At 62.1% G+C, this 26,254-nt stretch carries 16 protein-coding genes and 1 pseudogene; 5 read left to right on the forward strand and 12 right to left on the reverse strand.

The window, feature by feature from the left end:
* Position 1 precedes the first annotated feature (1 nt).
* The 8 genes from MB901379_RS19480 to MB901379_RS19515 all read right to left on the reverse strand — a co-directional run bounded on the left by MB901379_RS19480 (position 2) and on the right by MB901379_RS19515 (position 17,206).
* Complete coding sequence (locus tag MB901379_RS19480) at positions 2-775, reverse strand: VOC family protein (protein ID WP_158019319.1); 774 nt, start codon at positions 773-775, stop codon at positions 2-4.
* Positions 776-898: 123 nt separating this feature from the next.
* Positions 899-1,336, reverse strand: coding sequence for a type II toxin-antitoxin system Rv0910 family toxin (locus MB901379_RS19485; protein ID WP_158018106.1), 438 nt, complete (start codon positions 1,334-1,336; stop codon positions 899-901).
* A gap of 4 nt (positions 1,337-1,340) precedes the next feature.
* Positions 1,341-1,529 (reverse strand): antitoxin, encoded by a 189-nt coding sequence (locus MB901379_RS19490; protein ID WP_158018107.1) that lies wholly within the window; start codon positions 1,527-1,529, stop codon positions 1,341-1,343.
* Positions 1,530-1,607: 78 nt separating this feature from the next.
* Positions 1,608-10,649, reverse strand: a complete 9,042-nt coding sequence (locus tag MB901379_RS19495) for a PPE family protein (protein ID WP_158018108.1) — start codon at positions 10,647-10,649, stop codon at positions 1,608-1,610.
* Positions 10,650-10,997: 348 nt separating this feature from the next.
* Positions 10,998-13,388 carry a cation-translocating P-type ATPase gene (locus MB901379_RS19500; RefSeq protein ID WP_158018109.1) on the reverse strand — a complete coding sequence of 797 codons (2,391 nt, stop codon included), beginning with the start codon at positions 13,386-13,388 and terminating at the stop codon, positions 10,998-11,000.
* Positions 13,385-14,965, reverse strand: a complete 1,581-nt coding sequence (locus MB901379_RS19505) for a serine hydrolase (protein WP_162334417.1) — start codon at positions 14,963-14,965, stop codon at positions 13,385-13,387. The genes MB901379_RS19500 and MB901379_RS19505 overlap by 4 nt, the downstream gene beginning before the upstream one ends.
* 382 nt (positions 14,966-15,347) lie before the next feature.
* Positions 15,348-16,466, reverse strand: a complete 1,119-nt coding sequence (locus MB901379_RS19510) for an MBL fold metallo-hydrolase (protein WP_158018110.1) — start codon at positions 16,464-16,466, stop codon at positions 15,348-15,350.
* Positions 16,467-16,471: 5 nt separating this feature from the next.
* The gene (locus MB901379_RS19515; RefSeq protein WP_158018111.1) at positions 16,472-17,206 is read right to left on the reverse strand and encodes an enoyl-CoA hydratase; all 735 of its coding nucleotides are present in this window, start codon (positions 17,204-17,206) and stop codon (positions 16,472-16,474) included.
* Positions 17,207-17,232: 26 nt separating this feature from the next.
* Between MB901379_RS19515 and MB901379_RS19520 the strand changes: the two genes are divergently transcribed.
* On the forward strand, positions 17,233-18,714 hold the full coding sequence (locus MB901379_RS19520; protein WP_158018112.1) for a carboxyl transferase domain-containing protein: 1,482 nt from the start codon (positions 17,233-17,235) through the stop codon (positions 18,712-18,714).
* Positions 18,715-18,792: 78 nt separating this feature from the next.
* A pseudogene (locus tag MB901379_RS19525) lies at positions 18,793-19,646 on the forward strand (endonuclease domain-containing protein).
* Between the two features lie 76 nt (positions 19,647-19,722).
* Here the strand turns inward: MB901379_RS19525 and MB901379_RS19530 are convergent.
* Positions 19,723-20,265 (reverse strand): TetR/AcrR family transcriptional regulator, encoded by a 543-nt coding sequence (locus MB901379_RS19530; RefSeq protein WP_232021908.1) that lies wholly within the window; start codon positions 20,263-20,265, stop codon positions 19,723-19,725.
* Between the two features lie 167 nt (positions 20,266-20,432).
* Between MB901379_RS19530 and MB901379_RS19535 the strand changes: the two genes are divergently transcribed.
* From MB901379_RS19535 to MB901379_RS19545, 3 genes are all read left to right on the forward strand, one after another.
* Positions 20,433-22,103, forward strand: a complete 1,671-nt coding sequence (locus tag MB901379_RS19535) for an FAD-binding dehydrogenase (protein WP_158018114.1) — start codon at positions 20,433-20,435, stop codon at positions 22,101-22,103.
* Between the two features lie 149 nt (positions 22,104-22,252).
* Complete coding sequence (gene prrA, locus MB901379_RS19540; protein ID WP_174237116.1) at positions 22,253-22,963, forward strand: two-component system response regulator PrrA; 711 nt, start codon at positions 22,253-22,255, stop codon at positions 22,961-22,963.
* Positions 22,964-24,304, forward strand: coding sequence for a HAMP domain-containing sensor histidine kinase (locus tag MB901379_RS19545; protein WP_158018116.1), 1,341 nt, complete (start codon positions 22,964-22,966; stop codon positions 24,302-24,304).
* A gap of 18 nt (positions 24,305-24,322) precedes the next feature.
* Here MB901379_RS19545 and arfC read toward each other — a convergent pair whose 3' ends face one another.
* From arfC to arfA, 3 genes are read right to left on the reverse strand one after another with little or no spacing between them, the layout of a single operon-like run.
* The gene (gene arfC / locus MB901379_RS19550) at positions 24,323-24,955 is read right to left on the reverse strand and encodes a channel accessory protein ArfC, sunset domain variant (protein WP_158018117.1); all 633 of its coding nucleotides are present in this window, start codon (positions 24,953-24,955) and stop codon (positions 24,323-24,325) included.
* Positions 24,955-25,215: a channel accessory protein ArfB gene (gene arfB, locus MB901379_RS25365; protein WP_158018118.1), complete on the reverse strand. Its 261-nt coding sequence runs from the start codon at positions 25,213-25,215 to the stop codon at positions 24,955-24,957. The genes arfC and arfB overlap by 1 nt, the downstream gene beginning before the upstream one ends.
* 12 nt (positions 25,216-25,227) lie before the next feature.
* A complete protein-coding gene (arfA, locus tag MB901379_RS19560; protein WP_158018119.1) occupies positions 25,228-26,208 on the reverse strand; it encodes a channel-forming protein ArfA/OmpATb in 981 nt (326 codons plus the stop codon).
* Between the last annotated feature and the right edge of the window lie 46 nt (positions 26,209-26,254).

Genomic DNA, 26,254 nt, shown 5'->3' on the forward strand with positions numbered 1-26,254 from the left:
GTCAACGCCGCACCGACGCCAAGTTGAAGGCGACCCCTGTCGGATCGCTGGCCGCGGCCAGTCGCCCGTACGGGGTGTCCTCGGCGGCGCGCACCACCGCGCCGCCGTGGTCGACGACCGTCTGCAACGTGGCGTCGACATCGTCGGCACCGAAGAAGATGCTCCACTGCGACGGCAACCCGGGAGGCAAAATGTTGACACCGTCCATCACACCGAGTAGCGGTTGTCCATCGAAAGATGCTGTACTGTAGCGAAATTCGTCAGTGTCGCTAACTTGCTCAGGTTGCCACCCGAAGACTTTGCGGTAGAACTCGACTGCGCCGCGATAGTCGCGCGTCGTCAGCTGGTGCCAGGCGGGGGCTCCTGCCTCACCCAGGATTTCAAAGCCGTGGTGCTGCAGCGGCTGCCACAGTCCGAAGAACGCGGCCGTGGGATCGGTCGCCAATGCCAGGTGCCCCTTGGCGGGTATCTCCATCGGATCCAGGCACCCGGAACCACCCGAGGCCGTCACCAACGACATGCTCGCGTTGATATCGGCGGTGCGAAAGTACGTGGCCCAGTTATCCGGAGACTGCCAATCGGGATTGTTGGCCATCAGTCCGGCGACGGGGTGACCCTCCTTGGCGGCGTTGATGTAGCCGCCGTAATCGGGTCCCGCGGACTCGAAGGTCCAGCCGAAAACCGCGCCGTAGAACTCTTGGGCGACGTCGACCTTCGATGTTGTCAGATCGATCCAGCAGGGAGCGCCCAGCGGCGCGTCGGTACGGGTGGGCACGATGACCTCCTGGTGGTGTGGGCCCGGATGTGGGTTCACCGATATCGACCGTGCTCGACTCAGAAACTCATCGCACGACCGCGTCCGCCGGATAGCCTGCCTGGCTGTCGCCCCAGCCGCCGTTCAGGCCGGCGCGAACACGGTGACGAAGTTTTCCAGCGATTCGCGGATATCGCTTCTCAGAGCACCGGCGACGATCATGCCGATCGGCCCGAACAGGGCGGGCCCGCCCAGGTGCACATCGAAGCTGACCACCGAGCCGTCTTCCTTGGGCGCGACCTTGGCCATGAGCTTGACTTTGACGCCGCCCACACCGTCTCCGTTGAGGGTCATTCCTTCCGGCGGCTTGTAGCGCACGATCGTCCACTTGATCCGGTTGTGCATGCCTTTGACCTGGACGATCGATTCGACGACCGCGCCCTTCTCCAGGGATTCGGGCAACGTGCTGCGCCACACGCGGTGGATGGTCAGCCAGTCCTTGTAGCGGGACAGATCGGAGGCGTGCTGCCATGCCTCCTCCGGGGCCAACGGGACATCGATCGATCCGGAGAGTTTCGCCATGCGCTCAGTGCTGTTGGTCGCCAGCGGCACCGGGGCCAGCGACTTTCTTGGCCTCTTCCTGCACCTTGTGGATGGTGTCGGAATACTTGCCCTGCGTCTTTTGGTCGACGAACTCGCCGGCCTTGTCGATCGCTGTCTCGACCTTGTCGGCGTTTTGCGACAGCAGGTTCTTTGCCTTGTCCAGGATTCCCATGTACAACCTCCCATCCCGGGGGATCCTCTGCATCCTTTCCGAACCCTACCCGGCGGCTCGCCGGCGCCTCAGCGGCGGTTAAGGCGCAGACCCGCTGAGGAAGAGTCCCGAGAGAAGACTGCCGACGTTCCCGATACCCGAGACAACGCCGGCGATCGCAAGGCCAAGTGCGCCGGTGTTGCCGATGCCGGAGAAGGTGTCGCCCAAATTGGCAAAGCCCGAAAGGAGGCTACCGCCATAGTTCTGCAATCCGGACGCATAGGAACCGAAGTTCAACGCGCCCGAAAGGGTGTCGCCATAGTTGCCAAAACCTGATGTGCCACCGGCACCCGAGTTGAAAAAGCCCGAAGACGGTGCGCCGGTGGAGTTGCCGAAGCCCGGAACCGGATCCACATGGATGACCGGGATGGAAATGGGGCCGATGCCGGCGCCTAGAGCGGCATTGAGGTTTGTCGTGGGGCCGCCCAACGTGAAGTCCAGGGGGATGGCGCCAATGTGCAGCGTCGGAATGACGACCGGGGTCAGCTCCGAGTCAAGGGGAACATCCAATGTGATCGGCAGGCCGTCGACGTGCACGTCGAAACCAATATCCGTATCGGGGATGTTGACGCGGATGGTGGCTCCGCCGGATTGTCCGTCAACGGTGAGCAGCAGGTTCACCGGTATTCCGGAACCGCCCGGTCCGTGCAGGGTGATGGGATTTACGGTCAGGCCGGAGATATCGCCGGTGATGGGGATGTTCAGGATGCCGCCCCCACCGATAGTGAGGGGGATCTGGGGGATGGTGATGGTGTAGTCGGCGCCGATGAGGCCTTGGCTGGTGCCGCGCCAGAACAGGCCGTTGTTCATGTCGCCGGAGATGAACGCCCCGGTATTGACGTTGCCGGTGTTCCCGATCCCGGTGTTGGTGTCACCGGTGTTAAACCAGCCGGTGTTGACGTCACCGGGGTTAAACGACCCGGTGTTGTACTCACCAGCGTTAAAGCCCCCGGTGTTGTAGCCACCGGCGTTGGCCCACCCGGTATTGACCAGACCGGAGTTCAACACCCCCGTGTTCGCACTACCGGTATTACCGATCCCAGTATTCAAACTGCCCGAATTAGCGATCCCAAAATTCCCGTTACCGGAGTTGAAGAACCCCACATTGCCCGACCCGGAGTTAAACAACCCCACATTGTCACTCCCGGAGTTCCACCCCCCAAACCCAACCTGACCATCCCCACTTAACCCGATCCCAATATTGTTGCTGCCCTGGTTGCCCCACCCAATGTTGCCGACACCGGTGTTACCCCAACCGAAGTTACCCAGACCGGTATTACCCCAACCCCGATTCCCATCACCGAAGTTGGCCCCACCAATATTGGCCCCACCCACGTTGGCCCCACCCAGGTTGTCCACCCCCACATTGGCCACCCCCACATTGTGATCACCAACATTGCCCCCACCCACATTGTGATCACCCACATTGGCGCTACCCAGGTTGAAATCACCCAGATTGGCATTCCCCAGGTTCAACCCACCCTGGTTAGCAAAACCCAAACTAAACACACCGAGCCGACCAGGCCCCTGGGAGAACAACCCCGCCACATGATCACCCACAGTGCCCACACCCGAACCCATACTCGAGATCGTGTTAGTCCACCCCGACACGCCATCACCAAGGTTGAACACCCCCGACCCCAACGCCCCCACATTGCCCACACCCGAATACCCCAGACCCCCCGCGGCCACATTCCACCACCCCGAGCCACCACCCACATTCCCAAAGCCCGACGCACTACCAGCCCCACTATTAAAGAACCCCGACGACGGCCCACCAGTGGAATTGCCCAACCCCGGCCCCGCCGGCACCTGCACCACCGGAATCACCACCGGCCCCACACCCGGACCCGAAATCCCCAACTGCAACGACTCCCCAGGACCCCCCACCACCAAATTCAACGACGGACCCATAACCCTGATCGGATCCACCACAATCGGCCCAACGGTGCCGGTCAGACTATTGCCACCGGACCCGTTCAGATGTATCAGCGGCAGTTCGAAGGAGTCGATCACGATGTCGCCGAGGTGGCCCGAGACGGGGATATTAATCGGGACGCCGATGTTCAAATCGAGCGCGATTTCTGGGATGGTGATGGTGTAGTCGATGCCGGCTTGGCCTTGGGCGTCGCCGCGCCAGAAGAAGCCGTTGTTGAGGTTGCCCTGGTTGAACCCACCGGTATTGAGGTCACCGGTATTGGCGAACCCGGTGTTGAGGTCACCGGTGTTCATCCAGCCGGTATTGGTGTCCCCAGGGTTGAGGCTACCGGTGTTGGACAACCCGACATTGAAACTGCCCGAGTTGTAGTCACCCGCGTTACCCACACCGGTGTTCAACAACCCGGTATTGAACACCCCGGTGTTATACCGCCCCGAGCTAAACAATCCCGTGTTGTGACTCCCGGAGTTACCCACCCCCCAGTTCCCAGTCCCGGAGTTCAACAACCCCACATTGCCCGACCCGGAGTTCAACAACCCCACATTGCCGCTCCCGGAGTTCCACCCCCCAAACCCAACCTGACCATCCCCACTTAACCCGATCCCAATATTGTTGCTGCCCTGATTACCCCACCCAATATTGTTGAACCCCGAATTCCCCCCACCTAAGTTATAGCTACCGTCGTTACCAGACCCGATATTATAGGACCCCAAGTTCCCCGGCCCCACGTTATACAAGCCAACATTCCCCGACCCCAGATTGAAACTCCCCTGATTCCCCGAACCAACATTCCAACTACCAAAATTCCCGAACCCAACATTGCCCTCGCCAACACTGCCCCCACCCACATTCAAACCACCCACACCAGCAACACCAACATTGCCCACACCCACATTCGCCAACCCCGCATTAAAAATGCGCGTCCGGTCGGCGCCCTCGAAGAACAACCCGGACAGCTGATCACCAACGTTGCCCACACCCGACGTCGCAAGCCCCACACTGTTGGTGTTGTTGATGCCCGACAGCACCTCACCCACGTTGGTGAAACCCGACAACACGTTCCCGATGTTCTTATAACCCGAGCCCTGCGAAACCACGTTCCAGAACCCCGACACCGTCTCACCCATATTGCCGAAGCCCGAAACCCCACCAGCACCAGAATTAAAGAAACCCGACGACGGAACACTCGTACTATTCCCAAGACCCGGCATCGCCGACAACTGAAGAACCGGAATAGTGACCGGCCCAAGACCACCGGCAATATTGGCAGTCAACGGGGTTGTGTCACTACCCACCAGGAAATCATCGAACGTAATCGGATTGATCCAGATCGTGGGAGTGGTGATCGCGCTGACCTCATCGTTGATATCCACGCCGATGGATATCGGCAGGGACGGTAGGTCAAAACTCAAGCTGGTTCCGGGGATGTCGATGCTCGTTGACTGCGTACTTCCCAGCAGGGTGAAGTGTGCGATCAGCGGGATTCCGGACCCGCCCTCCCCGTGCAGGGTGATGGGATTGATGGTCATGGTGCTGATCTCACCGGTGATCGGGAGCTTGAGGAAGCCGCTGGCGCCGATGGTGAGGGGGATCTGGGGGATGGTGATGGTGTAGTCGGCGCCGATGAGGCCTTGGCTGGTGCCGCGCCAGAACAGGCCGTTGTTCATGTCGCCGGAGATGAACGCCCCGGTATTGACGTTGCCGGTGTTCCCGATCCCGGTGTTGGTGTCACCGGTGTTAAACCAGCCGGTGTTGACGTCACCGGGGTTAAACGACCCGGTGTTGTACTCACCAGCGTTAAAGCCCCCGGTGTTGTAGCCACCGGCGTTGGCCCACCCGGTATTGACCAGACCGGAGTTCAACACCCCCGTGTTCGCACTACCGGTATTACCGATCCCAGTATTCAAACTGCCCGAATTAGCGATCCCAAAATTCCCGTTACCGGAGTTGAAGAACCCCACATTGCCCGACCCGGAGTTAAACAACCCCACATTGTCACTCCCGGAGTTCCACCCCCCAAACCCAACCTGACCATCCCCACTTAACCCGATCCCAATATTGTTGCTGCCCTGGTTGCCCCACCCAATGTTGCCGACACCGGTGTTACCCCAACCGAAGTTACCCAGACCGGTATTACCCCAACCCCGATTCCCATCACCGAAGTTGGCCCCACCAATATTGGCCCCACCCACGTTGGCCCCACCCAGGTTGTCCACCCCCACATTGGCCACCCCCACATTGTGATCACCAACATTGCCCCCACCCACATTGTGATCACCCACATTGGCGCTACCCAGGTTGAAATCACCCAGATTGGCATTCCCCAGGTTCAACCCACCCTGGTTAGCAAAACCCAAACTAAACACACCGAGCCGACCAGGCCCCTGGGAGAACAACCCCGCCACATGATCACCCACAGTGCCCACACCCGAACCCATACTCGAGATCGTGTTAGTCCACCCCGACACGCCATCACCAAGGTTGAACACCCCCGACCCCAACGCCCCCACATTGCCCACACCCGAATACCCCAGACCCCCCGCGGCCACATTCCACCACCCCGAGCCACCACCCACATTCCCAAAGCCCGACGCACTACCAGCCCCACTATTAAAGAACCCCGACGACGGCCCACCAGTGGAATTGCCCAACCCCGGCCCCGCCGGCACCTGCACCACCGGAATCACCACCGGCCCCACACCCGGACCCGAAATCCCCAACTGCAACGACTCCCCAGGACCCCCCACCACCAAATTCAACGACGGACCCGTAATCGTCGCCATCGGATTCGGGTCCACCACAATCGGGCCGATGGAGCCCGTCAGGTTGTTGCCGTTCAGATACAAGGTAGGAATCGTGAAGCGGTCGATGACGATATTTCCGAGGGTGGCGTTGATGGGAATGTTGATGGGGATCTTTGCGTCTAGATTCAGCGAGATCGCCGGAATCGTCAGCGTGTAGTCGATGCCGGCTTGGCCTTGGGCGTCGCCGCGCCAGAAGAAGCCGTTGTTGAGGTTGCCCTGGTTGAACCCACCGGTATTGAGGTCACCGGTATTGGCGAACCCGGTGTTGAGGTCACCGGTGTTCATCCAGCCGGTATTGGTGTCCCCAGGGTTGAGGCTACCGGTGTTGGACAACCCGACATTGAAACTGCCCGAGTTGTAGTCACCCGCGTTACCCACACCGGTGTTCAACAACCCGGTATTGAACACCCCGGTGTTATACCGCCCCGAGCTAAACAATCCCGTGTTGTGACTCCCGGAGTTACCCACCCCCCAGTTCCCAGTCCCGGAGTTCAACAACCCCACATTGCCCGACCCGGAGTTCAACAACCCCACATTGCCGCTCCCGGAGTTCCACCCCCCAAACCCAACCTGACCATCCCCACTTAACCCGATCCCAATATTGTTGCTGCCCTGATTACCCCACCCAATATTGTTGAACCCCGAATTCCCCCCACCTAAGTTATAGCTACCGTCGTTACCAGACCCGATATTATAGGACCCCAAGTTCCCCGGCCCCACGTTATACAAGCCAACATTCCCCGACCCCAGATTGAAACTCCCCTGATTCCCCGAACCAACATTCCAACTACCAAAATTCCCGAACCCAACATTGCCCTCGCCAACACTGCCCCCACCCACATTCAAACCACCCACACCAGCAACACCAACATTGCCCACACCCACATTCGCCAACCCCGCATTAAAAATGCGCGTCCGGTCGGCGCCCTCGAAGAACAACCCGGACAGCTGATCACCAACGTTGCCCACACCCGACGTCGCAAGCCCCACACTGTTGGTGTTGTTGATGCCCGACAGCACCTCACCCACGTTGGTGAAACCCGACAACACGTTCCCGATGTTCTTATAACCCGAGCCCTGCGAAACCACGTTCCAGAACCCCGACACCGTCTCACCCATATTGCCGAAGCCCGAAACCCCACCAGCACCAGAATTAAAGAAACCCGACGACGGAACACTCGTACTATTCCCAAGACCCGGCATCGCCGACAACTGAAGAACCGGAATAGTGACCGGCCCAAGACCACCGGCAATATTGGCAGTCAACGAGGTCGAGCCTCCGCCGATCATGAATTCATCAAATGTAATGGGATTAATCGTGATCGCCGGTATGAGAATCGCGCCGATCTCATTGTCCACGGTTATGCCCAAACTAATCGGCAGTGGCGGTATCGGTATGGTGACACTCTTGTCAATCGGTTTGGGGATGCGGACGTCCACCCCTATCTCGTCGGACATTGCCCCAAGAACTGAGATTTGAAGGTGCAGCGGGATGGGAGTGGTGTTGGTGACCCCGATGCCGTGCACCATGAAGGGCTGCACGGTGAGGGCAGTGATGCCGCCGGTGATGGGGATGTTCAGGATGCCGCCCCCACCGATAGTGAGGGGGATCTGGGGGATGGTGATGGTGTAGTCGGCGCCGATGAGGCCTTGGCTGGTGCCGCGCCAGAACAGGCCGTTGTTCATGTCGCCGGAGATGAACGCCCCGGTATTGACGTTGCCGGTGTTCCCGATCCCGGTGTTGGTGTCACCGGTGTTAAACCAGCCGGTGTTGACGTCACCGGGGTTAAACGACCCGGTGTTGTACTCACCAGCGTTAAAGCCCCCGGTGTTGTAGCCACCGGCGTTGGCCCACCCGGTATTGACCAGACCGGAGTTCAACACCCCCGTGTTCGCACTACCGGTATTACCGATCCCAGTATTCAAACTGCCCGAATTAGCGATCCCAAAATTCCCGTTACCGGAGTTGAAGAACCCCACATTGCCCGACCCGGAGTTAAACAACCCCACATTGTCACTCCCGGAGTTCCACCCCCCAAACCCAACCTGACCATCCCCACTTAACCCGATCCCAATATTGTTGCTGCCCTGGTTGCCCCACCCAATGTTGCCGACACCGGTGTTACCCCAACCGAAGTTACCCAGACCGGTATTACCCCAACCCCGATTCCCATCACCGAAGTTGGCCCCACCAATATTGGCCCCACCCACGTTGGCCCCACCCAGGTTGTCCACCCCCACATTGGCCACCCCCACATTGTGATCACCAACATTGCCCCCACCCACATTGTGATCACCCACATTGGCGCTACCCAGGTTGAAATCACCCAGATTGGCATTCCCCAGGTTCAACCCACCCTGGTTAGCAAAACCCAAACTAAACACACCGAGCCGACCAGGCCCCTGGGAGAACAACCCCGCCACATGATCACCCACAGTGCCCACACCCGAACCCATACTCGAGATCGTGTTAGTCCACCCCGACACGCCATCACCAAGGTTGAACACCCCCGACCCCAACGCCCCCACATTGCCCACACCCGAATACCCCAGACCCCCCGCGGCCACATTCCACCACCCCGAGCCACCACCCACATTCCCAAAGCCCGACGCACTACCAGCCCCACTATTAAAGAACCCCGACGACGGCCCACCAGTGGAATTGCCCAACCCCGGCCCCGCCGGCACCTGCACCACCGGAATCACCACCGGCCCCACACCCGGACCCGAAATCCCCAACTGCAACGACTCCCCAGGACCCCCCACCACCAAATTCAACGACGGACCCATAACCCTGATCGGATCCACCACAATCGGCCCCACGGAACCGCTTAAAGCGGGGCCGTTCAGGAACAATGTTGGGATCGTGAAACCCGGAATAATAATCTGCGGGGAACCATTTACTATGGTGCCGATAGTGCCCGTCAAAGGGATGTCGAGGGGAACGTCAACACCAAAGCTCAGTCCAATTTCTGGGATGGTGATAGTGTAGTCGATGCCGGCTTGGCCTTGGGCGTCGCCGCGCCAGAAGAAGCCGTTGTTGAGGTTGCCCTGGTTGAACCCACCGGTATTGAGGTCACCGGTATTGGCGAACCCGGTGTTGAGGTCACCGGTGTTCATCCAGCCGGTATTGGTGTCCCCAGGGTTGAGGCTACCGGTGTTGGACAACCCGACATTGAAACTGCCCGAGTTGTAGTCACCCGCGTTACCCACACCGGTGTTCAACAACCCGGTATTGAACACCCCGGTGTTATACCGCCCCGAGCTAAACAATCCCGTGTTGTGACTCCCGGAGTTACCCACCCCCCAGTTCCCAGTCCCGGAGTTCAACAACCCCACATTGCCCGACCCGGAGTTCAACAACCCCACATTGCCGCTCCCGGAGTTCCACCCCCCAAACCCAACCTGACCATCCCCACTTAACCCGATCCCAATATTGTTGCTGCCCTGATTACCCCACCCAATATTGTTGAACCCCGAATTCCCCCCACCTAAGTTATAGCTACCGTCGTTACCAGACCCGATATTGTAGGACCCCAAGTTCCCCGGCCCCACGTTATACAAGCCAACATTCCCCGACCCCAGATTGAAACTCCCCTGATTCCCCGAACCAACATTCCAACTACCAAAATTCCCGAACCCAACATTGCCCTCGCCAACACTGCCCCCACCCACATTCAAACCACCCACACCAGCAACACCAACATTGCCCACACCCACATTCGCCAACCCCGCATTAAAAATGCTCGTCCGGCCCGAAAGGTCAGCGAAGACGGCCTCCGCGGCCGCGGCCAAGGTCCCGCCTCCCAAGGCAGGACCTTGCCTCAGCCGGGTGAACGGCGTCAACGCGGAGGCAATCGCTGAAGCCCCGGCGTGGTAATCGAACATGGCGGCCACATCCTGGGCCCACATTTGCTCATATTCCGCCTCGACTGACGCGATCGCCGGAGCGTTGAATCCGAACAAATTGGCGGTCACTAGCGACACCAGCTGTGCGCGGTTCGCCAAGACCGTTACCGGATGCACCGTGGCCGCCAGGGTCGCCTCAAACGCGGCCGCGGTCATCCGTACCTGACTGGCCGCCTGTTCTGCCTGCGCCCCCGTCAAGGCCAGCCACCCCAGGTAGCTTCCGGCCAGGTTCGACATCGCCGCAGACGCAGCTCCCTGCCACGCGGAACCCACCAGCGCCGAGGTCACCGATGAGAATGCGGAAGCGGCCAATCCCAATTCGGCGGCTAGATCGTCCCAGGCTGCGGCGGCGGCCAACATCGGCCCCGCGCCCGCACCTCCGAACATGCGGGCCGAATTTATTTCAGGTGGCGACACCGAAAAACTCATCGCCGCAGCCTCTCTCAGGCGGCCGCCTTGCCCGTGGCCACCTGCCGATCACAGCCTGCGGCGACCCGACAGTCGCCAGGATCCACCCGGTCGTCGGCCAATGGCTGGTAACGCACCAGCATACGGTGGTCACCGCAGGATTACGGGGACTTTATCAAAAAAATATGACCACTGGTCATAATCGGTCGAAATTTGTTGCAATGTAAAGTCTGTGTACAAGCCTCATATCCCGGAGCATCGATACGCTGTTTGTCTACTGAAGGACTTCTTTGTATCGGGTGCGGGGTGCACAGTTCTTGCCTTTCGGATACCGCACAAATTGCGACTATGACTACCGTTGTTGGGCCACTATCTCCACACTCGCGGCTTAACCCCAAGCATCCTGGCCCGGATCCACCAGATCGCCTCGATCGCCACGGCACCCAGCAGACCGATCCCTAGCGCGGTCGATGTCACCACCAGATTCGAAGGGTCGAGAAAGAACTTCCTCTGCGCCAGCGGAAGGCTGAATATCACCAAATAGGCTAGCCCACATGCAGTTACTAGCCCCACGCGCCACCACTGGTAGGGACGCGCGACCACCGCAAGCACCCAGAGTGCGGTTACCAGCAAGGTGATCAAGGCCGCGGTTGACGCTTGAGTTCGTTCGGCCCACGTCGCGTGACGACCCGGGTAGGCGGCCAGGTAAGAAACGAAAGTCGCTATCCCGACCACCAGTCCAGAGGGGAGCGCGGACGTCAGCACCCGCCGGACGAACCCCGGATAAGCACGCTCGTCATTCGGCGCCAGCGAGAGAATGAATGATGGAATTCCGATCGTGAACCATGCCGCAATGGTGACATGAATCGGTTGAAATGGATAAAGCAGCGGATCAGCTGCCAATGGTTTGGCGAACAAGCACTCGATACCTACCAGGAAGGCCAAGAGCACCGAATACACCGTTTTCGTAAGAAATAGATTGGCGACCCTTTCGATGTTCCCGATCACCCGCCGTCCTTCGGCGACGACGTGGGGCAGCGTGGCAAATCGATTGTCCAGCAACACGATCTGTGCTACCGCGCGCGATGCTGGGCTCCCCGCCCCCATGGCTACGGCGATATCGGCATCCTTAAGGGCCAGCACATCGTTGACACCATCTCCGGTCATCGCCACGGTGTGACCTTGCGACTGCAAGGCGTGCACTATCGCGCGCTTCTGATCCGGCCGCACCCTGCCAAAAGTCGTGCAACCATTCACGGCGCTCGCGAGTTCCCCTTGCCCCGAAGGGAGTTGACGCGCATCTATCGCCTCGCCGGGTAGCCCAAGCTTTGCGGCCACGGCGCCAACGGAAACCGCATTGTCACCGGAGATGATCTTGACCGAAACATCTTGACCCGCAAAGTATTCTATGGTGGCCCGGGCGTCAGGACGCACCTTCTGCTCCAGCACCAGCAGAGCAACCGGAGCCACTTCGCCAGGAGCGTCCGGGCCGTCCACGCGCATCTTAGCGTCGCCCAGCAGCAAAACCCGAAAACCTCGTGCCCCAATGCGTTCGGCCTGTTCAGCCACCGGAGACTGCGAGTCGAGCAGCACATCAGGTGCGCCCATAACCCAGTTGCCATGGTCACGGAATGAAACACCGCTCCACTTTGTTGCCGACTTGAAAGCCGCAGTCGCAGTGACGATCCAGTCGGGAGGGGAACCGTACGCTTCGATAATCGCTTGCATGCTGGCATTGGGTCGGGAGTCCGCTGCAGCCAGGGCGGCCAGCACGTCGGTAACCCGATCTCGTCGCCCGGAACTGCCGATTTCTACGACATCGGATACCCGCATGCCAGTTTCCGTCAAGGTGCCGGTCTTGTCGGCACAAACCACGTCGACCCGCGCCAATCCTTCTATGGCCGGCAGTTCCTGCACTAGGCACTGGCGTTGACCCAGTCGAATGACGCCGACCGCAAAAGCGATTGACGTCATCAGGACCAGCCCCTCGGGGACCATCGGCACCAGCGCGCCCACCGTCCGCAAGACCGATTCCCGCCAGCCAGCCTTCGTCGTGAACAGCTGGGTATAGATGGTGAGCAGTCCCGCCGGCACCAACAGATAGGTGATGAATTGCAAAATCCTGTTGATACCGTTGCGCAGTTCGGATTTCACCAGCGTGAACTTGCTGGCGTCGGCAGCGAGTTTTGCCGCATACGCTTCGTATCCCACTTTGGTGGCGCGGTATGCGCCGGCACCCGCGACCACAAAGCTGCCCGACATTACCTGATCACCAAGCTCTTTGGCGATCGGATCGGCCTCTCCAGTCAGTAGTGATTCGTCGACCTCAAGGTTGTCCTGCTCCAAGATCTGACCGTCGACGACAATCTGATCGCCGGGTCCGAGTTCGATGATGTCGCCCAAAACAACCTCGTTGGGCGACAGGGTGCGGGTGCCGGATTGGCGGCGCACCAATGGTTTCGCCTGTCCGAGTATCGCGAGACTGTCCAGCGTCTGCTTGGCCCGTAGCTCCTGGATCATGCCGATGATGCTGTTGGCGATGATGAGCAGGCCGAACAGCCCGTTGATCACCGAACCCGTCGCCAGGACGATCAGAAGTAGCACACCCAGGATCGCGTTGATCCGCGTGAACACGTTGGCCCGGACGATCTGTGCAACACTGCGGGTAGAGCGCTCCGGGATGTCGTTGCTCTTACCCTCGGCTACGCGCTGCGCCACCTCGGCATCGGTCAGGCCGCCTCCTGGAGCCGGACGAGTCATCGGGTAAACGTTCCCAGCTTGTCAGCATCGAAGTACTCGAGGTTGAGGGTGTCGCCGGAAAACGTCGCCTTCGAAATCGACCCGGGCAAAGCGTTTTCGGTCGACAAGGTGAACGTGAAGGTGTCGCCATCCCAATGTGTCAAGTTGAACGTCTGGTTCTTCGGCCCCAACGACAGCTGTAGTTGGCCATCATGATCGGTCACGGTTGCCGGACCCCAGTACTCGTTGGCATAGACGCCGACGTAGTCGCTCAGCCCCCTGGCCGGCTCAGGGTTGACTGGGGTCTGCTTGCCTACCAACGACCCGTCCGGATTGTTCATCGGGCCAATCTGCTGCCGATATAGGTTCGCCCAGTCCTCGCGCACTTCACCGTATTGCACCAGATCGACAAATTCCGCAGTTAACGCCTCCGGTATTCCGTAGGGCGCAGCGTTGGTTAGCGCGATGATGCCGAGATCTTCCGAAGGCAACACGACGAAGTTCGTCGCAGCCCCCAACCCGAATGCCCCCGAATGACCGTACTGGGTGCGGCCCGCCGAGTTCACCGACACCGTGAACCCGTGACCGTAGAAGCCGGCCCGGGCCTTCGGCGACCGCGCGGCGGTCGATATGACCTGCGGTGTGATCGCGGGCAAAAGCGCTTCGGGCGAGGTTATCTGCTGGCCGTCGTAACCGCCGTTGGCCATCACCATGGTCAGCCACCTCGCCACATCGTTGACCGAGGAACTGACGCCGCCCGCGGGCGCCTGCGCATCGGGATCGCGTTGGAACCGGGCCTGCCACTTGTCCCCCACTTTGATGTGGTTAACCGCGCGATTGGGCCTGGCCAGAAAATCGGCGAACCGCGAACTCGTAGACGTCATCCCCAACGGCCGGTACAGCACCTCTCCGGACAAGTCCTCCCACGATTTTCCGGCAGCGGCGGCGACCGCCTCGGCGGCGGCAGTCACCCCGAAGTTGGTATACGCGTAGCTGATTCGGAACGGTGCCAGCGGCAAGTACTTCAACCGTTCCAGCACTTGTTGGCGGTCATAACCCAGGTCCTCCAACGCGTCCCCGGCGTGGTCGGGCAGTCCGGAACGGTGCGAGTACAGGTCGGCGATGGTCACATGGCCGGTGACGTAGGGATCGCTGAGCGAAAACCAGGGCAGCTTCGAGACGACGGGCGTATCCCAACTGACCACGTTGGTACTGACCGCGTGTGCCACCACTGTCGCACCGATTGGTTTTGACATCGATGCCAGCTGAAAAACGGTGTCGGTATCCACCTTGTTGTCCGGGCCATCGCCTTTGCCCACGTCTTTGACGCCGAAACCCTTGGCATACAGCGTCTTTCCACCGTGGACAATCGCCACCGCCATACCGGGAATGCCGCTGCTCTTCATCAACTCGACGACTAGGTCGTCCACCTTCGATACCGCTTGATCGATACGCCCAGGGGGAATGTTTACGCCCGACACCTCATTTGGTGACGCTTGCGACAACGACGGTGGGCTGGAAGACGGTTGCCGAGGTCCGCATCCGATCAGCACCAGCAACATCAGCACAACTGCGGCGCTCGCCGCGCATTTGGTCATGGCCGCACCTTAGCCCGACGACCCCGGACTCCCCGCACGCTGCGGGCAGCGAGTTGATCCGGACTAGTCGAATCCAGCCCTGGCAGGGGTCCCATTGACGCGGGCCGCACCACGAAGAGCGTCGTGGGTGCTGGGCTCGGACGCCACGCATACGTCGGGCCGCACTACCCGCTGACCAGACCCTTCATCGAGCGCTCAATCATTCTCTACTCAGGCCGGCATCACGACCGGCCACACCCGCATCCCGGCTAGTGCACACCTGTCGGTTGCACCCGGCAACGGCGGCGCCGGCGGGAGCGCGGGTGTGCTTGGTGGCTTCGGCGCCCGTCAAGCGTGTCGAATAGCCGCGGAGTGCGGCGCCGGCCCTTCCGAAATCAGAGGATCAGAGTCGCCACCACGGGTTGAACCGCAATGGCTCAGACGGATCGATTCGCTGACCGGGTAGCGGCACCGCCAGCTGGACATGATTCGGCTCCGCCGCCTTGAGCAGGCGCTCGACCGGTTCGGCCCAGGGGTGCGGGGCCAATCGGAAGGTCCCCCAGTGAATGGGCACCAACAGCCCAGAGCCCGAATCGGTGACATCCAGATGCGCCCGCACCGCTTCCTCGGGGTTCATATGGATGTCCGGCCACCCGGGGTTGTAGGCGCCGATCGGCATCAAGGTCACGTCGAAGGGTCCGTGGTCCGCGCCGATCTGGGCAAAGCTCTTCGTGTAGCCGGTGTCACCGCCGAAATAGGCACGATGCGTAGGACCGACGAACGCCCAGGATGCCCACAGTGTGTTGTTGCGGCTCATAAAGCGCCCCGAGAAGTGCCGCGCTGGCATGCAGATGATGGTGAGTTCGTCGACCTGAGCGCTTTGCTGCCAGTCGAGTTCAACGATGCGATGCTCGGGAACACCCCACGACCGAAGATGTGCCCCCACCCCCAGCGGCACGAAGAACGGGGCCCGTTGACTGTGCACCAATGCGATCACGGTGTCGATATCCAGGTGGTCGTAGTGGTCATGGCTGATCACCACGGCATCAACAGCCGGCAACCCTTCCAGCTGCACCGGCGGCGGATGCAACCGCTGTGGACCAACAAGATCCGACGGCGAGCACCGATCACTCCACACCGGATCGGTCAACACCCGGTAGCCGTCGATCTCCACCAGCGCGGTCGAGTGGCCGAACCAGCTGACAGCAAGTGGACTGGCGTCACCCTTATAGATCTGCGGAGCAGCTAGCGGAATCGACTTGGACGGCCGGCTGCCGCCCCGATTGGCGATCAGCTCCCACGCAATGAGCCGCAGTTCTTCACGGTTCAGGGTGTACATCGATAAGGGGTCAAGGTTGACGAAAACGCCGTCGCGGTAGTTCGACGACCCCTCCGACACCGCCTGGATAGACGAGGGATCGGCGCCCAAGGCCGCCGGCGCGCCGTGCAGTGCCCGCAACAGCCATCCTCCGGCGACCAGCGAGGCCGTGCCGGCCGCCAACCGTAGCGCTCGGCCCATCATGACGTTTACTCCCCCTGAAACTTCGGCGGCCGCTTCTCTACCCGCGCGATCTGCGCCTCGATGACATCCTGACTGCCCCAGGCCTTGTCGAACAGCTCCTTGTGCTCGGCCCACGGTTCCTCGATGGCGCCATCGTCGTTGAGCACCCGCTTGGCGTGCTGGATCGCCAATGGCGCCAGACCGGCGATCTCGGCGGCCCAGGCCTGCGCGTCGGCCAGCGTCCCAATCCGGTTGGCCATCCCCGTCTGCAATGCGATGTCCGCGCTTAGCTTCTCCGCAGTCAGCAACATCGCGCGGGCACGTCCGTGACCGACCAGCGACGAGAGCCGGCGGATACTCCAGTTGTCCAGGGCAAGACCGTATTTTGACGTGGGGAACTGAAAGAACGCCTCCGGTGCGGCCACCCTCAGATCGCACTGCATTGCCAACTGCAGACCGGCGCCGATGGCCGGACCGTTGATGGCTCCGATCACCGGCATCGGGGTCACGTCCATGACGCGGTGCAGTTCGATGAGCCGGTCGGGGTAGTCGGCGGCAAACGCGTCTCCGGACAGGTCGGCACCGGCGCAAAACACCGTGCCCTGACCGGTCAGCACAATCGCACGGATCGACCCGTCGCCCGCCGCCTTGAGTAAAGCCTCCCGCAGCTCCTCGACCAGCTGGGAGTTAAGGGCGTTGCGACGCTCCGGGCGCTGCAACTCAATGGTCATAACGGCCTCGGCCTGGCTGATACCGATCATGCGGCAAGCCTATATAGCCTCGTCGAGTGAGTCGTATCACCACCGACCAACTCCGTGATGCGGTGCTAGACGAAGGTTCGTTTGCCAGTTGGGATAGCGAGCCGCTATCACTGCCGGTATCGGCGTCCTACGCGCGTGATCTGGCCGACGCCCGAGCCGCCACCGGCCGCGACGAATCGGTGCTGACCGGCGAGGGACGGGTATGCGGACGCCGGGTTGCGGTGGTGGTCTGCGAATTCGGCTTCCTCGCCGGCTCGATCGGGGTCGCCGCGGCCGAACGAATTACCGCGGCGGTGGAGCGCGCCACCGCCGAGCGACTGCCGCTGCTGGCCTCGCCGAGCTCCGGGGGCACCCGTATGCAGGAGGGCACGGTCGCTTTCCTGCAGATGGTGAAGATCGCCGCGGCCGTCCGGCTGCACAAACAAGCACACCTCCCCTATCTCGTCTATTTGCGCAATCCGACCACCGGTGGGGTCTTCGCGTCGTGGGGTTCGCTGGGCCATGTCACCGTCGCCGAGCCGGGAGCATTGATCGGCTTCCTAGGGCCCCGGGTGTACGAGTTGCTCTACGGGGAGGCATTTCCTTCCGGTGTACAGACTGCCGAGAATCTCCAACGGCACGGGGTCATCGACGGCGTCGTTGCGTTGGGCGAGCTGCGGCGCACGCTGGATCGCGCGCTGACGGTGCTCACGGACGCTCCGGGGCGGCCCCTCACAACACCACCCTCTACACCAATACCTGATGTGTCGGCGTGGGATTCGGTGGTGGCGTCGCGGCGGCCGACCCGGCCAGGGGTGGAGCACCTGCTACGCCATGGTGCAACCGACCGGGTGCTGCTCTCCGGTACCGGCTACGGCGACGCGGCAACCACGCTGCTCGCCCTCGCTCGCTTCGGTGGCCAGCCAGTGGTCGTCCTTGGCCAGCAAGGCGTGGGCGGCGGCATCGTCGGGCCCGCTTCGCTGCGTGCGGCGCGCCGCGGCATGGGGCTAGCCGCCGAGCTGCGACTGCCGCTGGTCCTGGTGATCGACACCGCCGGGCCCGCCTTGTCCGCCGATGCCGAGCAGGGTGGACTGGCCGGACAGATCGCCCATAGCCTGGCCGACTTGGTCACGCTGGAGACTCCGACGGTATCGGTGCTGCTGGGTCAGGGCAGCGGCGGGCCGGCCCTGGCGATGGTGCCCGCCGATCGGGTGCTGGCCGCGCTCCACGGTTGGCTGGCTCCGCTCCCCCCGGAGGGGGCCAGTGCGATCGTCTTTCGCGACACCGCGCACGCCGCTGAACTCGCTGCGGCGCAAGGCATCCGCTCGGCGGAACTGCTGCAGAGCGGAATCGTCGACGCCATCGTGCCGGAGTATCCCGATGCCGCGGACGAGCCGGTCGAGTTCGCCCGGCGCCTTTCGGACGTTATCGCGGCCGAGGTGCGGGCGCTGCGTACGTTGCCCGATGCCGAGCGCTTGGCAACCAGACTGCGCCGATACCGCCGCATCGGCTTACCCCGCGACACATAAACGGCGCACACGACACGCCGCTGCGCGTGGCCACACTTTATGTCTCGGCGAAACCCGTCATCGAGGCGTGGCGTCCTAATGCACGTGAATGACCCGTTTATCGGCAGCGAGGCCACCCGGCAGGGGACGCTAACCCGGCGTCAGCTGCGTACCGGCTTCCGCGCCATCTACCCCGACATCTACCTGGCACGCCATACGGCGCCGTCATTGCGCTTACGCTCTGAAGCGGCCTGGCTGTGGTCGGGCCGCAGGGGAGTCCTGGCTGGGCTTGCCGCGGCGGCACCGCATGGTTCGGACTGGATCGACGAGAACGAACCCGTGGAGCTGATCTGGCGAAACCAACATGCACCCGCCGGTGTAGTGGTACGCAACCAACGCCTCGCGGAGGACGAGGTCACGCGTGTCGCGGAATTGCCAGTGACCGCTCTCCCGCGCACGGCGTTCGATCTGGCTCGACTGTTATCCCCCGGCGGGCCGTCGCGCGTCTCGACGCATTAATGCGCGCCACGACATTCCGCATCGAGGATGTGCTGCAACTCGCCGAGCGACATCGCGGCGCACGCGGTCTCAGACAATTGCGAGCCGTGCTGCCACGAGTGGATCGGGGTGCGGCGTCTCCGAAGGAGACCTGCCTACGGCTTGCGCTGCTGGACTCGGGATTACCGGCCCCGGAAACCCAAATACCGGTGGTGGCCAATTACCGGACGGTGGCGCTGCTGGACATGGGCTGGGAACGCTACCAGGTCGCTGTCGAGTACGACGGCGACCAACACCGGGCGAGCCGGCGCCAGTACGTCCGGGACATACGCCGGATGGCGAAGTTGGAAGACCTCGGATGGACCGTCATCCGGGTGATCGCCGAGGACCGGTTAGCAGACGTCTTGTACAAGGTCCGGCAGGCACTACGCCGCCGCGGATACCGCGACACGTAAACGCCGCACACGACACGCCGCTGTGCGTGACCCTGACTGACAACTCGCTTGCCTCGGCACCCGAGGCAAGCGAGCGCTACCGGGCAAGCACCACGTTGAGCAGTTGACTAAGCCAGGCACGCGCCGCGGCCTGTTCGTTGTCGAGCAGAAGCTGGATGCTCACGCCGTCGTAGACCGCAACGACGGCGCGGGCGGCACCGGCAACACCGCCGATCGCCTTGGGCAACTCAACATCGCCGCCGGCGAGGCGTTCTTCGACGGCGGCTCGCAGTTGTGCACGATGAACCGCCAGGCGCTGAGCCAGCTCCGGATGTCGGGCGGCGTGCAGCAGAAAGTCGGTCTTGATGAGCAGCCAGTCGCGGTCAAGTAACAGGGTGTTGGCGATCCGGTCGACGGTCCCCGGCACATCCGTCGGATCATCAGCGCTCGCCATGGCGCTGCCGACCTGTTCGGCAATAAATGTGGCGCGCTGGTCGTAAAGCGTGAAGAACAGCTCCTCCAGGCTGTCGAACTGCGAATAGAATGCCCCCCGCGTATAACCCGCTGCCGCACAGACGTCCTCGATTCGCACGTGCCCGAAACCCTTGTCGGCGAAGACCTTGAACGCCGCATCGATCAATCGAGCGCGGGTTTCTGCGCGGCGTTTGGTCACCCGCGTCGGGTTGGTCGCGGGAGTCGTCGGTGTCATCTACATCACACTCCGATACATCAGTGCATCCGATGCATTAATGTATCGGATATGTGGGCGTAAGGCATACCCGCACGCAACTTTAGAAAGGCTGTCGGATGGACGCTGATGTCATCGTGGTCGGTGCGGGTTTGGCCGGTCTGGTCGCCACCCACGAATTAACCCGCCAGGGCAAGAAGGTCGCGGTGGTCGATCAGGAGAACGAGAACAACCTCGGCGGTCAGGCCTTCTGGTCGTTCGGCGGGCTATTCCTGGTCGACACTCCCGAACAGCGCGTCCTCGGGATCAAGGACTCCTTGGAGCTGGCCTGGAACGACTGGTCTGGCAGCGCGGCCTTCGACCGGCCCGATGATGAAGACTTCTGGGCCACCAAATGGGCACGCTCCTACGTGGAATTCGCCGCCGGCGAGAAGCGTGCCTATCTCACCGACCTCGGCATCCGATTGATGCCGACGGTGGGTTGGGCCGAGCGCGGAGATCTGCGCGCCGACGGGCACGGGAATTCCGTTCCGCGTTTTCACATCGCCTGGGGCACCGGTACCGGAGTCGTGGAGCCGTTTGTGGGTTCGGCCCGGCAAGGCGCCAAAGACAAGCTGGTGACCTTTTACCACCGCCATCGCGTCGACGAATTGGTCTTCACCGACGGCGCGGTCACCGGAATCAAGGGCACGGTGTTGGCACCCGATGACGCGGTGCGCGGCGCCCCCTCCAACCGTGACGAGATCGGCGAATTCGAACTGCGCGCTCAGGCGGTGATCATCACCAGCGGCGGGATCGGCGGCAACCACGAGATGGTGCGTCGCTACTGGCCCGAGCGGATGGGCACACCACCGGCGTCGATGATCACCGGCGTGCCCGCCTACGTCGACGGCCGGATGCTCGACATTGCCAACGACAGCGGAGTCCGCCTGGTCAACCGCGACCGGATGTGGCACTACACCGAGGGCGTCAACAACTGGGACCCAATCTGGCCACAGCACGCCATCCGCATCATTCCGGGCCCGTCCTCGATGTGGTTCGACGCGCTCGGACGACGGCTGCCCGCTCCCTACCTGCCGGGCTACGACACCCTGGGCACCCTGCGGCATCTGCGCACTACGCCCGACATTGCACAATATGACTACTCCTGGTTCATCCTGAACCAGAAGATCATCAAGAAGGAGTTCGCACTCTCCGGCTCCGAGCAAAACCCCGACATCACCGGCAAGAGCCGCGCGGCCGTCTTGCAGGAGAGGTTTCTCAATAAGGACGCCACGGGTCCGGTCGAGGCCTTCAAGAGACACGGCGCTGACTTTGTGGTCGCCGATCACCTCGAAGAGCTCGTCAAGAAGATGAATGCACTGACCGACGAACCCCTCCTCGATCCGGCCGCGATCCGCGCCCAGATCGAATCCCGGGATTTGCAGGTGGCCAATCCGTTCTGCAAAGACGTCCAGGTCCAGGGCATCCGAAATGCGCGGCGCGCCCTCGGTGATCGACTCGGCAGAGTGGCCGCCCCCCACCGCATACTGAATCCGAAGGCCGGCCCGCTGATCGCCGCGAAGTTGCACATCTTGACCCGAAAAACGTTGGGCGGCATTCAAACCGATCTATCGTCACGGGCGATGGGCAGCGATGGTCAACCGATTCCCGGCTTGTATGCCGCCGGGGAAGTCGCCGGGTTCGGTGGCGGCGGTGTGCACGGCTACAACGCGCTGGAAGGCACCTTCCTGGGCGGCTGCATATTTTCCGGACGCGCCGCTGGCAGGGCCGCCGCCGCCGCCGTCTGAGCGACCTCAAGGGGTACCACCCTCGCGAGCAGACGCAGAATCGCACAAAATCCTCGATTTTGATGCGATTCTGCGTCTGCTCGCGCGAAATGAGCTGGCTCACGACCCGGCGGGCGTCCTCCCACCGACATTGCCGGCGGTCAGGCAAAATAGGCGGCATGGACACTGGTGCGACCTCACCTCGGGTCTTGGTGGTTGATGACGACTCCGATGTGCTCGCCTCTCTGGAACGTGGCCTTCGGCTGTCTGGATTCGAGGTTGCTACCGCGGTCGACGGGGCCGAGGCCCTGCGCAGCGCCACCGAGACCCGGCCGGACGCGATCGTGCTCGACATCAACATGCCAGTGCTGGACGGTGTCAGCGTTGTCACCGCACTACGAGCCATGGACAACGACGTCCCGGTCTGCGTACTGTCCGCACGCAGCTCGGTGGACGACCGAGTTGCCGGCTTGGAGGCCGGCGCCGACGATTACCTGGTCAAGCCGTTCGTCCTGGCCGAACTGGTGGCGCGGGTCAAGGCGCTGTTGCGCCGCCGCGGCTCGACCGCAACGTCCTCCTCGGAGACCATCACGGTAGGTCCGCTGGAGGTAGACATCCCCGGTCGGCGAGCCAGGGTCAACGGCGTCGATGTCGACCTGACAAAGCGGGAATTCGACCTGCTGGCGGTCCTGGCCGAACACAAGACGGCCGTGCTGTCCCGCGCGCAACTGCTCGAGCTGGTCTGGGGCTACGACTTCGCCGCCGACACCAATGTCGTCGACGTGTTCATCGGTTACCTACGCCGCAAACTCGAGGCCAACGGTGGCCCCCGGCTGCTGCACACCGTCCGGGGCGTCGGGTTCGTGCTCAGGATGCAGTAGGTGAACATCCTGTCGCGAATCTTCGCCCGTACGCCCTCGCTGCGCACCCGGGTGGTGGTCGCTACGGCCATCGGCGCCGCGATCCCGGTGCTCATCGTCGGGACGGTGGTGTGGGTGGGGATCACCAACGACCGCAAAGAGCGGTTGGATCGCCGGCTGGACGAGGCCGCGGGCTTCGCGATTCCGTTCGTGCCACGCGGCCTGGACGAAATACCGCGCTCCCCCAACGACCAGGACGCCCTGATCACGGTCCGCCGGGGCGACCTGGTCAAGTCGAATTCAGACATCACGTTGCCGAAACTGCACGAGGACTACGCCGACACCTTCATCCGGGGGGTGCGTTACCGAGTGCGCACGGTGGAGATCCCAGGGCCCGAACCGACGTCGGTGGCCGTCGGTGCGACCTACGACGCCACCATCGCCGAAACCAACAATCTGCATCGCCGGGTGTTGCTCATCTGCGGATTCGCCATCGCTGCGGCGGCAGTGTTCGCCTGGCTGCTTGCGGTGTTCGCGGTGCGGCCGTTTAAGCAGCTCGCCGAACAAACGCGGTCAATCGACGCCGGGGACGAGGCACCGCGGGTGGAAGTGCACGGCGCCAGCGAAGCCATTGAGATCGCGGAAGCGATGAGGGGCATGCTGCAGCGAATCTGGAATGAGCAGAACCGAACGAAGGAGGCGCTGGCTTCGGCGCGCGACTTCGCGGCGGTGTCCTCCCACGAATTACGCACACCGTTGACCGCGATGCGGACAAATCTTGAGGTGTTGTCCACCCTGGATATGCCCGACGAGCAGCGCAAGGAAGTGCTCAACGACGTGATCCGAACCCAGTCACGCATCGAGGCGACACTGGGCGCTTTGGAACGGTTGGCCCAAGGGGAACTGTCGACGTCGGAAGACCATGTGCCGGTCGACATCACCGAATTGCTGGACCGCGCCGCCCACGATGCCATGCGGATCTACCCCGACCTCGATGTCTCGCTAGTGCCGTCGCCGACCTGCATCATCGTCGGATTGCCGGCGGGACTGAGACTGGCTGTCGACAACGCCATCGCTAATGCCGTCAAACACGGCGGCGCCACTAGGGTGCAGTTGTCCGCGGTAAGCTCCCGGGCCGGGGTCGAAATCGCCATCGACGACAACGGCAGCGGAGTGCCGGAGGCCGAGCGCCAGATGGTGTTCGAGCGGTTCTCCCGCGGGTCAACGGCTTCTCATTCGGGCTCCGGTCTTGGGCTGGCCCTAGTGGCCCAGCAGGCCAAGCTGCACGGCGGGACGGCGGCTCTGCAGGTCAGTCCGCTCGGCGGCGCACGCCTATTACTCAAAATTCCCGGCCCGAGCTAGCCGAACGCCGACGACCTGTCATTTTTTTCGCGCACTCTTGCACCAGGCGGTGAAGAAGGCGCGCACGGCCGAGGCCTCGTCCTCAAACCAGACCTGGGCGACGGTCGCATCATAGGAGGGATCGTCGGGCGTGTAGTAAAGCCTGGTGTCCGAGCGACCCTTCACCAACCAACCCTCCGGCCCACTGCCGTCGGCGTCGGGTCGCGCCGACCCCGGGCCGTAAGGCTCGAACCGAGCGGGACGCACCCTTTCCACCGGCGCAGCCGCGGCACTCGAAATCTGCTCGGGCGCCAAATCCTTAGCGACCGCAGTCCGCCTCGCCGGAGTCTTCTTGACCACCACGATCCGCTTCTTCGGCGATTTTGCTGCCGAGACCTTCTTCCGCACAACCTTTTTAGTGACAGCGCCCTTGCCGGCCGGCGGCCTCTTCACCGGCATCCGTCTTGTGGGGTCCTTGCGGGCGGCCTTGTCTGTTCGCTTCTCGGCAGTCGCGATGGCGTCCTCCGCTGTTGGTACAGCGGCGCGATCCGCTCCGCCTATTGAGGCCCCCACCGGAACTGGATGTTTGACCGGGCGGACCATCAGGGCCAATGTCAACATCATCCCGAGCGCGAACGCCAGCCCGATCAACCACCAGTGCACGTGGCTCATCACTGCGCCGCCTCAGCCTCATGCGACTCAACCGCATGCGACTCAACCGCATGCGATTCAGCCTCATCCGACTCGGCCTCATCCGACTCGGCCTCATCCGACTCATTGGAATCCGACTCGGCGGTATCCGCCTCAACCTCATCCGCCGTATCGTCTTGGCCACTAACGTGTTTGATGGACACGACGACAATCGCCCAGGCAACGGCCGAACCCGCCACGAAGGCAACCAGGTAGCACAACCACTGGATCAGGAAATCCACGCCGAATTCTCCTTAGCTGACCACGATTTCGACGCGGCGATTCTTGATACGACCGTCGGGCGTGTCATTGCTGGCTATCGGATTCGTCGAACCGAGGCCCTTGGTGGCGATATGATCACCGGCCACTCCCTGAGCAATGAGGAATTTTGCGACTGTAGTAGCGCGCTGGGCACTCAGCGGAATGTTGATGCCTTCGCCGCCACTGTTGTCGGCGTAGCCGTTGAGAGTCACCCGGGCATCCGGACACGCTTTGAGCTTGTCGGCCACCTTCGTCAGGATTTGATTATCGGCTGGGGTCAGGCTTACCCCATCGTCGGCAAAGCCGATCGACCCCCCGGTCAAGCCATTAATGGTCGCCTGTAGGTCCCCGCACGGGGCGGTCGCGGCGGCCGGCGGGGCCTGCCCCTGGACCGCAATGTGGTTTGTGACTTTCACTCCGGACCAGGCGCCCACCGCCGCGCGTTCGACCGCATCCTTCTGGTCGGGCGACGCGGCAGTTCCCGACAGGGTGACGGTATCTCCTTCGACCTTGAGGGTGAAATCCGGAATGAGCGCGCTGGCGGTAAAAACCGGTTCTGCGTTGGCGAAGTCAAGTGCGCGAACAAGGGGATCAATTCTGATCTGGTCGATGACGGTGACATCCGGTTTGAGCAGGCCATTGAGTGATTTCATCAAGGTCGCCTTGGCGCCCTCGTCAGGAAAATCACCGATCAGCGTGATGGTATTGCCACTGCGACTCACGGACAGCAAAGACAGCGACAACCCCGGGGCGCTGGAGGTAGCGGTCGTTGTGGACAGAGTCGGCAGGTCACCAGTTGGCCCGGTCACCCCCGCGGGTCTCTGGAAAACGCCAGAACCGATCGCCGCGAGCAGCAATGGAATAACCGCCAGACCGATTAGCCAGGGAACGCCCAGCGGACGACGGTCGAATTTCGATGCTGCGGGTGCATCAGTGGGGGCGGGCGACGCGTCTATGCCCGCTTCGGTACCCACCGGCACGCCTCCTTAGCGTTGTTGAACAAACTCATTCGTGCTTCCA

Source organism: Mycobacterium basiliense, assembly GCF_900292015.1.
Taxonomy (GTDB): Bacteria; Actinomycetota; Actinomycetes; order Mycobacteriales; family Mycobacteriaceae; genus Mycobacterium; species Mycobacterium basiliense.

Excerpts from the sequence above, each read along its gene's own strand:
- MB901379_RS19500 (WP_158018109.1), bottom strand. The coding sequence starts at position 13,388 with ATGACTCGTCCGGCTCCAGGAGGCGGCCTGACCGATGCCGAGGTGGCG.
- arfC (WP_158018117.1), bottom strand. The coding sequence starts at position 24,955 with ATGAGCCACGTGCACTGGTGGTTGATCGGGCTGGCGTTCGCGCTCGGG.
- MB901379_RS19495 (WP_158018108.1), bottom strand. The coding sequence starts at position 10,649 with ATGAGTTTTTCGGTGTCGCCACCTGAAATAAATTCGGCCCGCATGTTC.
- MB901379_RS19515 (WP_158018111.1), bottom strand. The coding sequence starts at position 17,206 with ATGATCGGTATCAGCCAGGCCGAGGCCGTTATGACCATTGAGTTGCAG.
- MB901379_RS19490 (WP_158018107.1), bottom strand. The coding sequence starts at position 1,529 with ATGGGAATCCTGGACAAGGCAAAGAACCTGCTGTCGCAAAACGCCGAC.
- MB901379_RS19485 (WP_158018106.1), bottom strand. The coding sequence starts at position 1,336 with ATGGCGAAACTCTCCGGATCGATCGATGTCCCGTTGGCCCCGGAGGAG.
- MB901379_RS19505 (WP_162334417.1), bottom strand. The coding sequence starts at position 14,965 with ATGACCAAATGCGCGGCGAGCGCCGCAGTTGTGCTGATGTTGCTGGTG.
- MB901379_RS19535 (WP_158018114.1), top strand. The coding sequence starts at position 20,433 with ATGGACGCTGATGTCATCGTGGTCGGTGCGGGTTTGGCCGGTCTGGTC.
- MB901379_RS19510 (WP_158018110.1), bottom strand. The coding sequence starts at position 16,466 with ATGATGGGCCGAGCGCTACGGTTGGCGGCCGGCACGGCCTCGCTGGTC.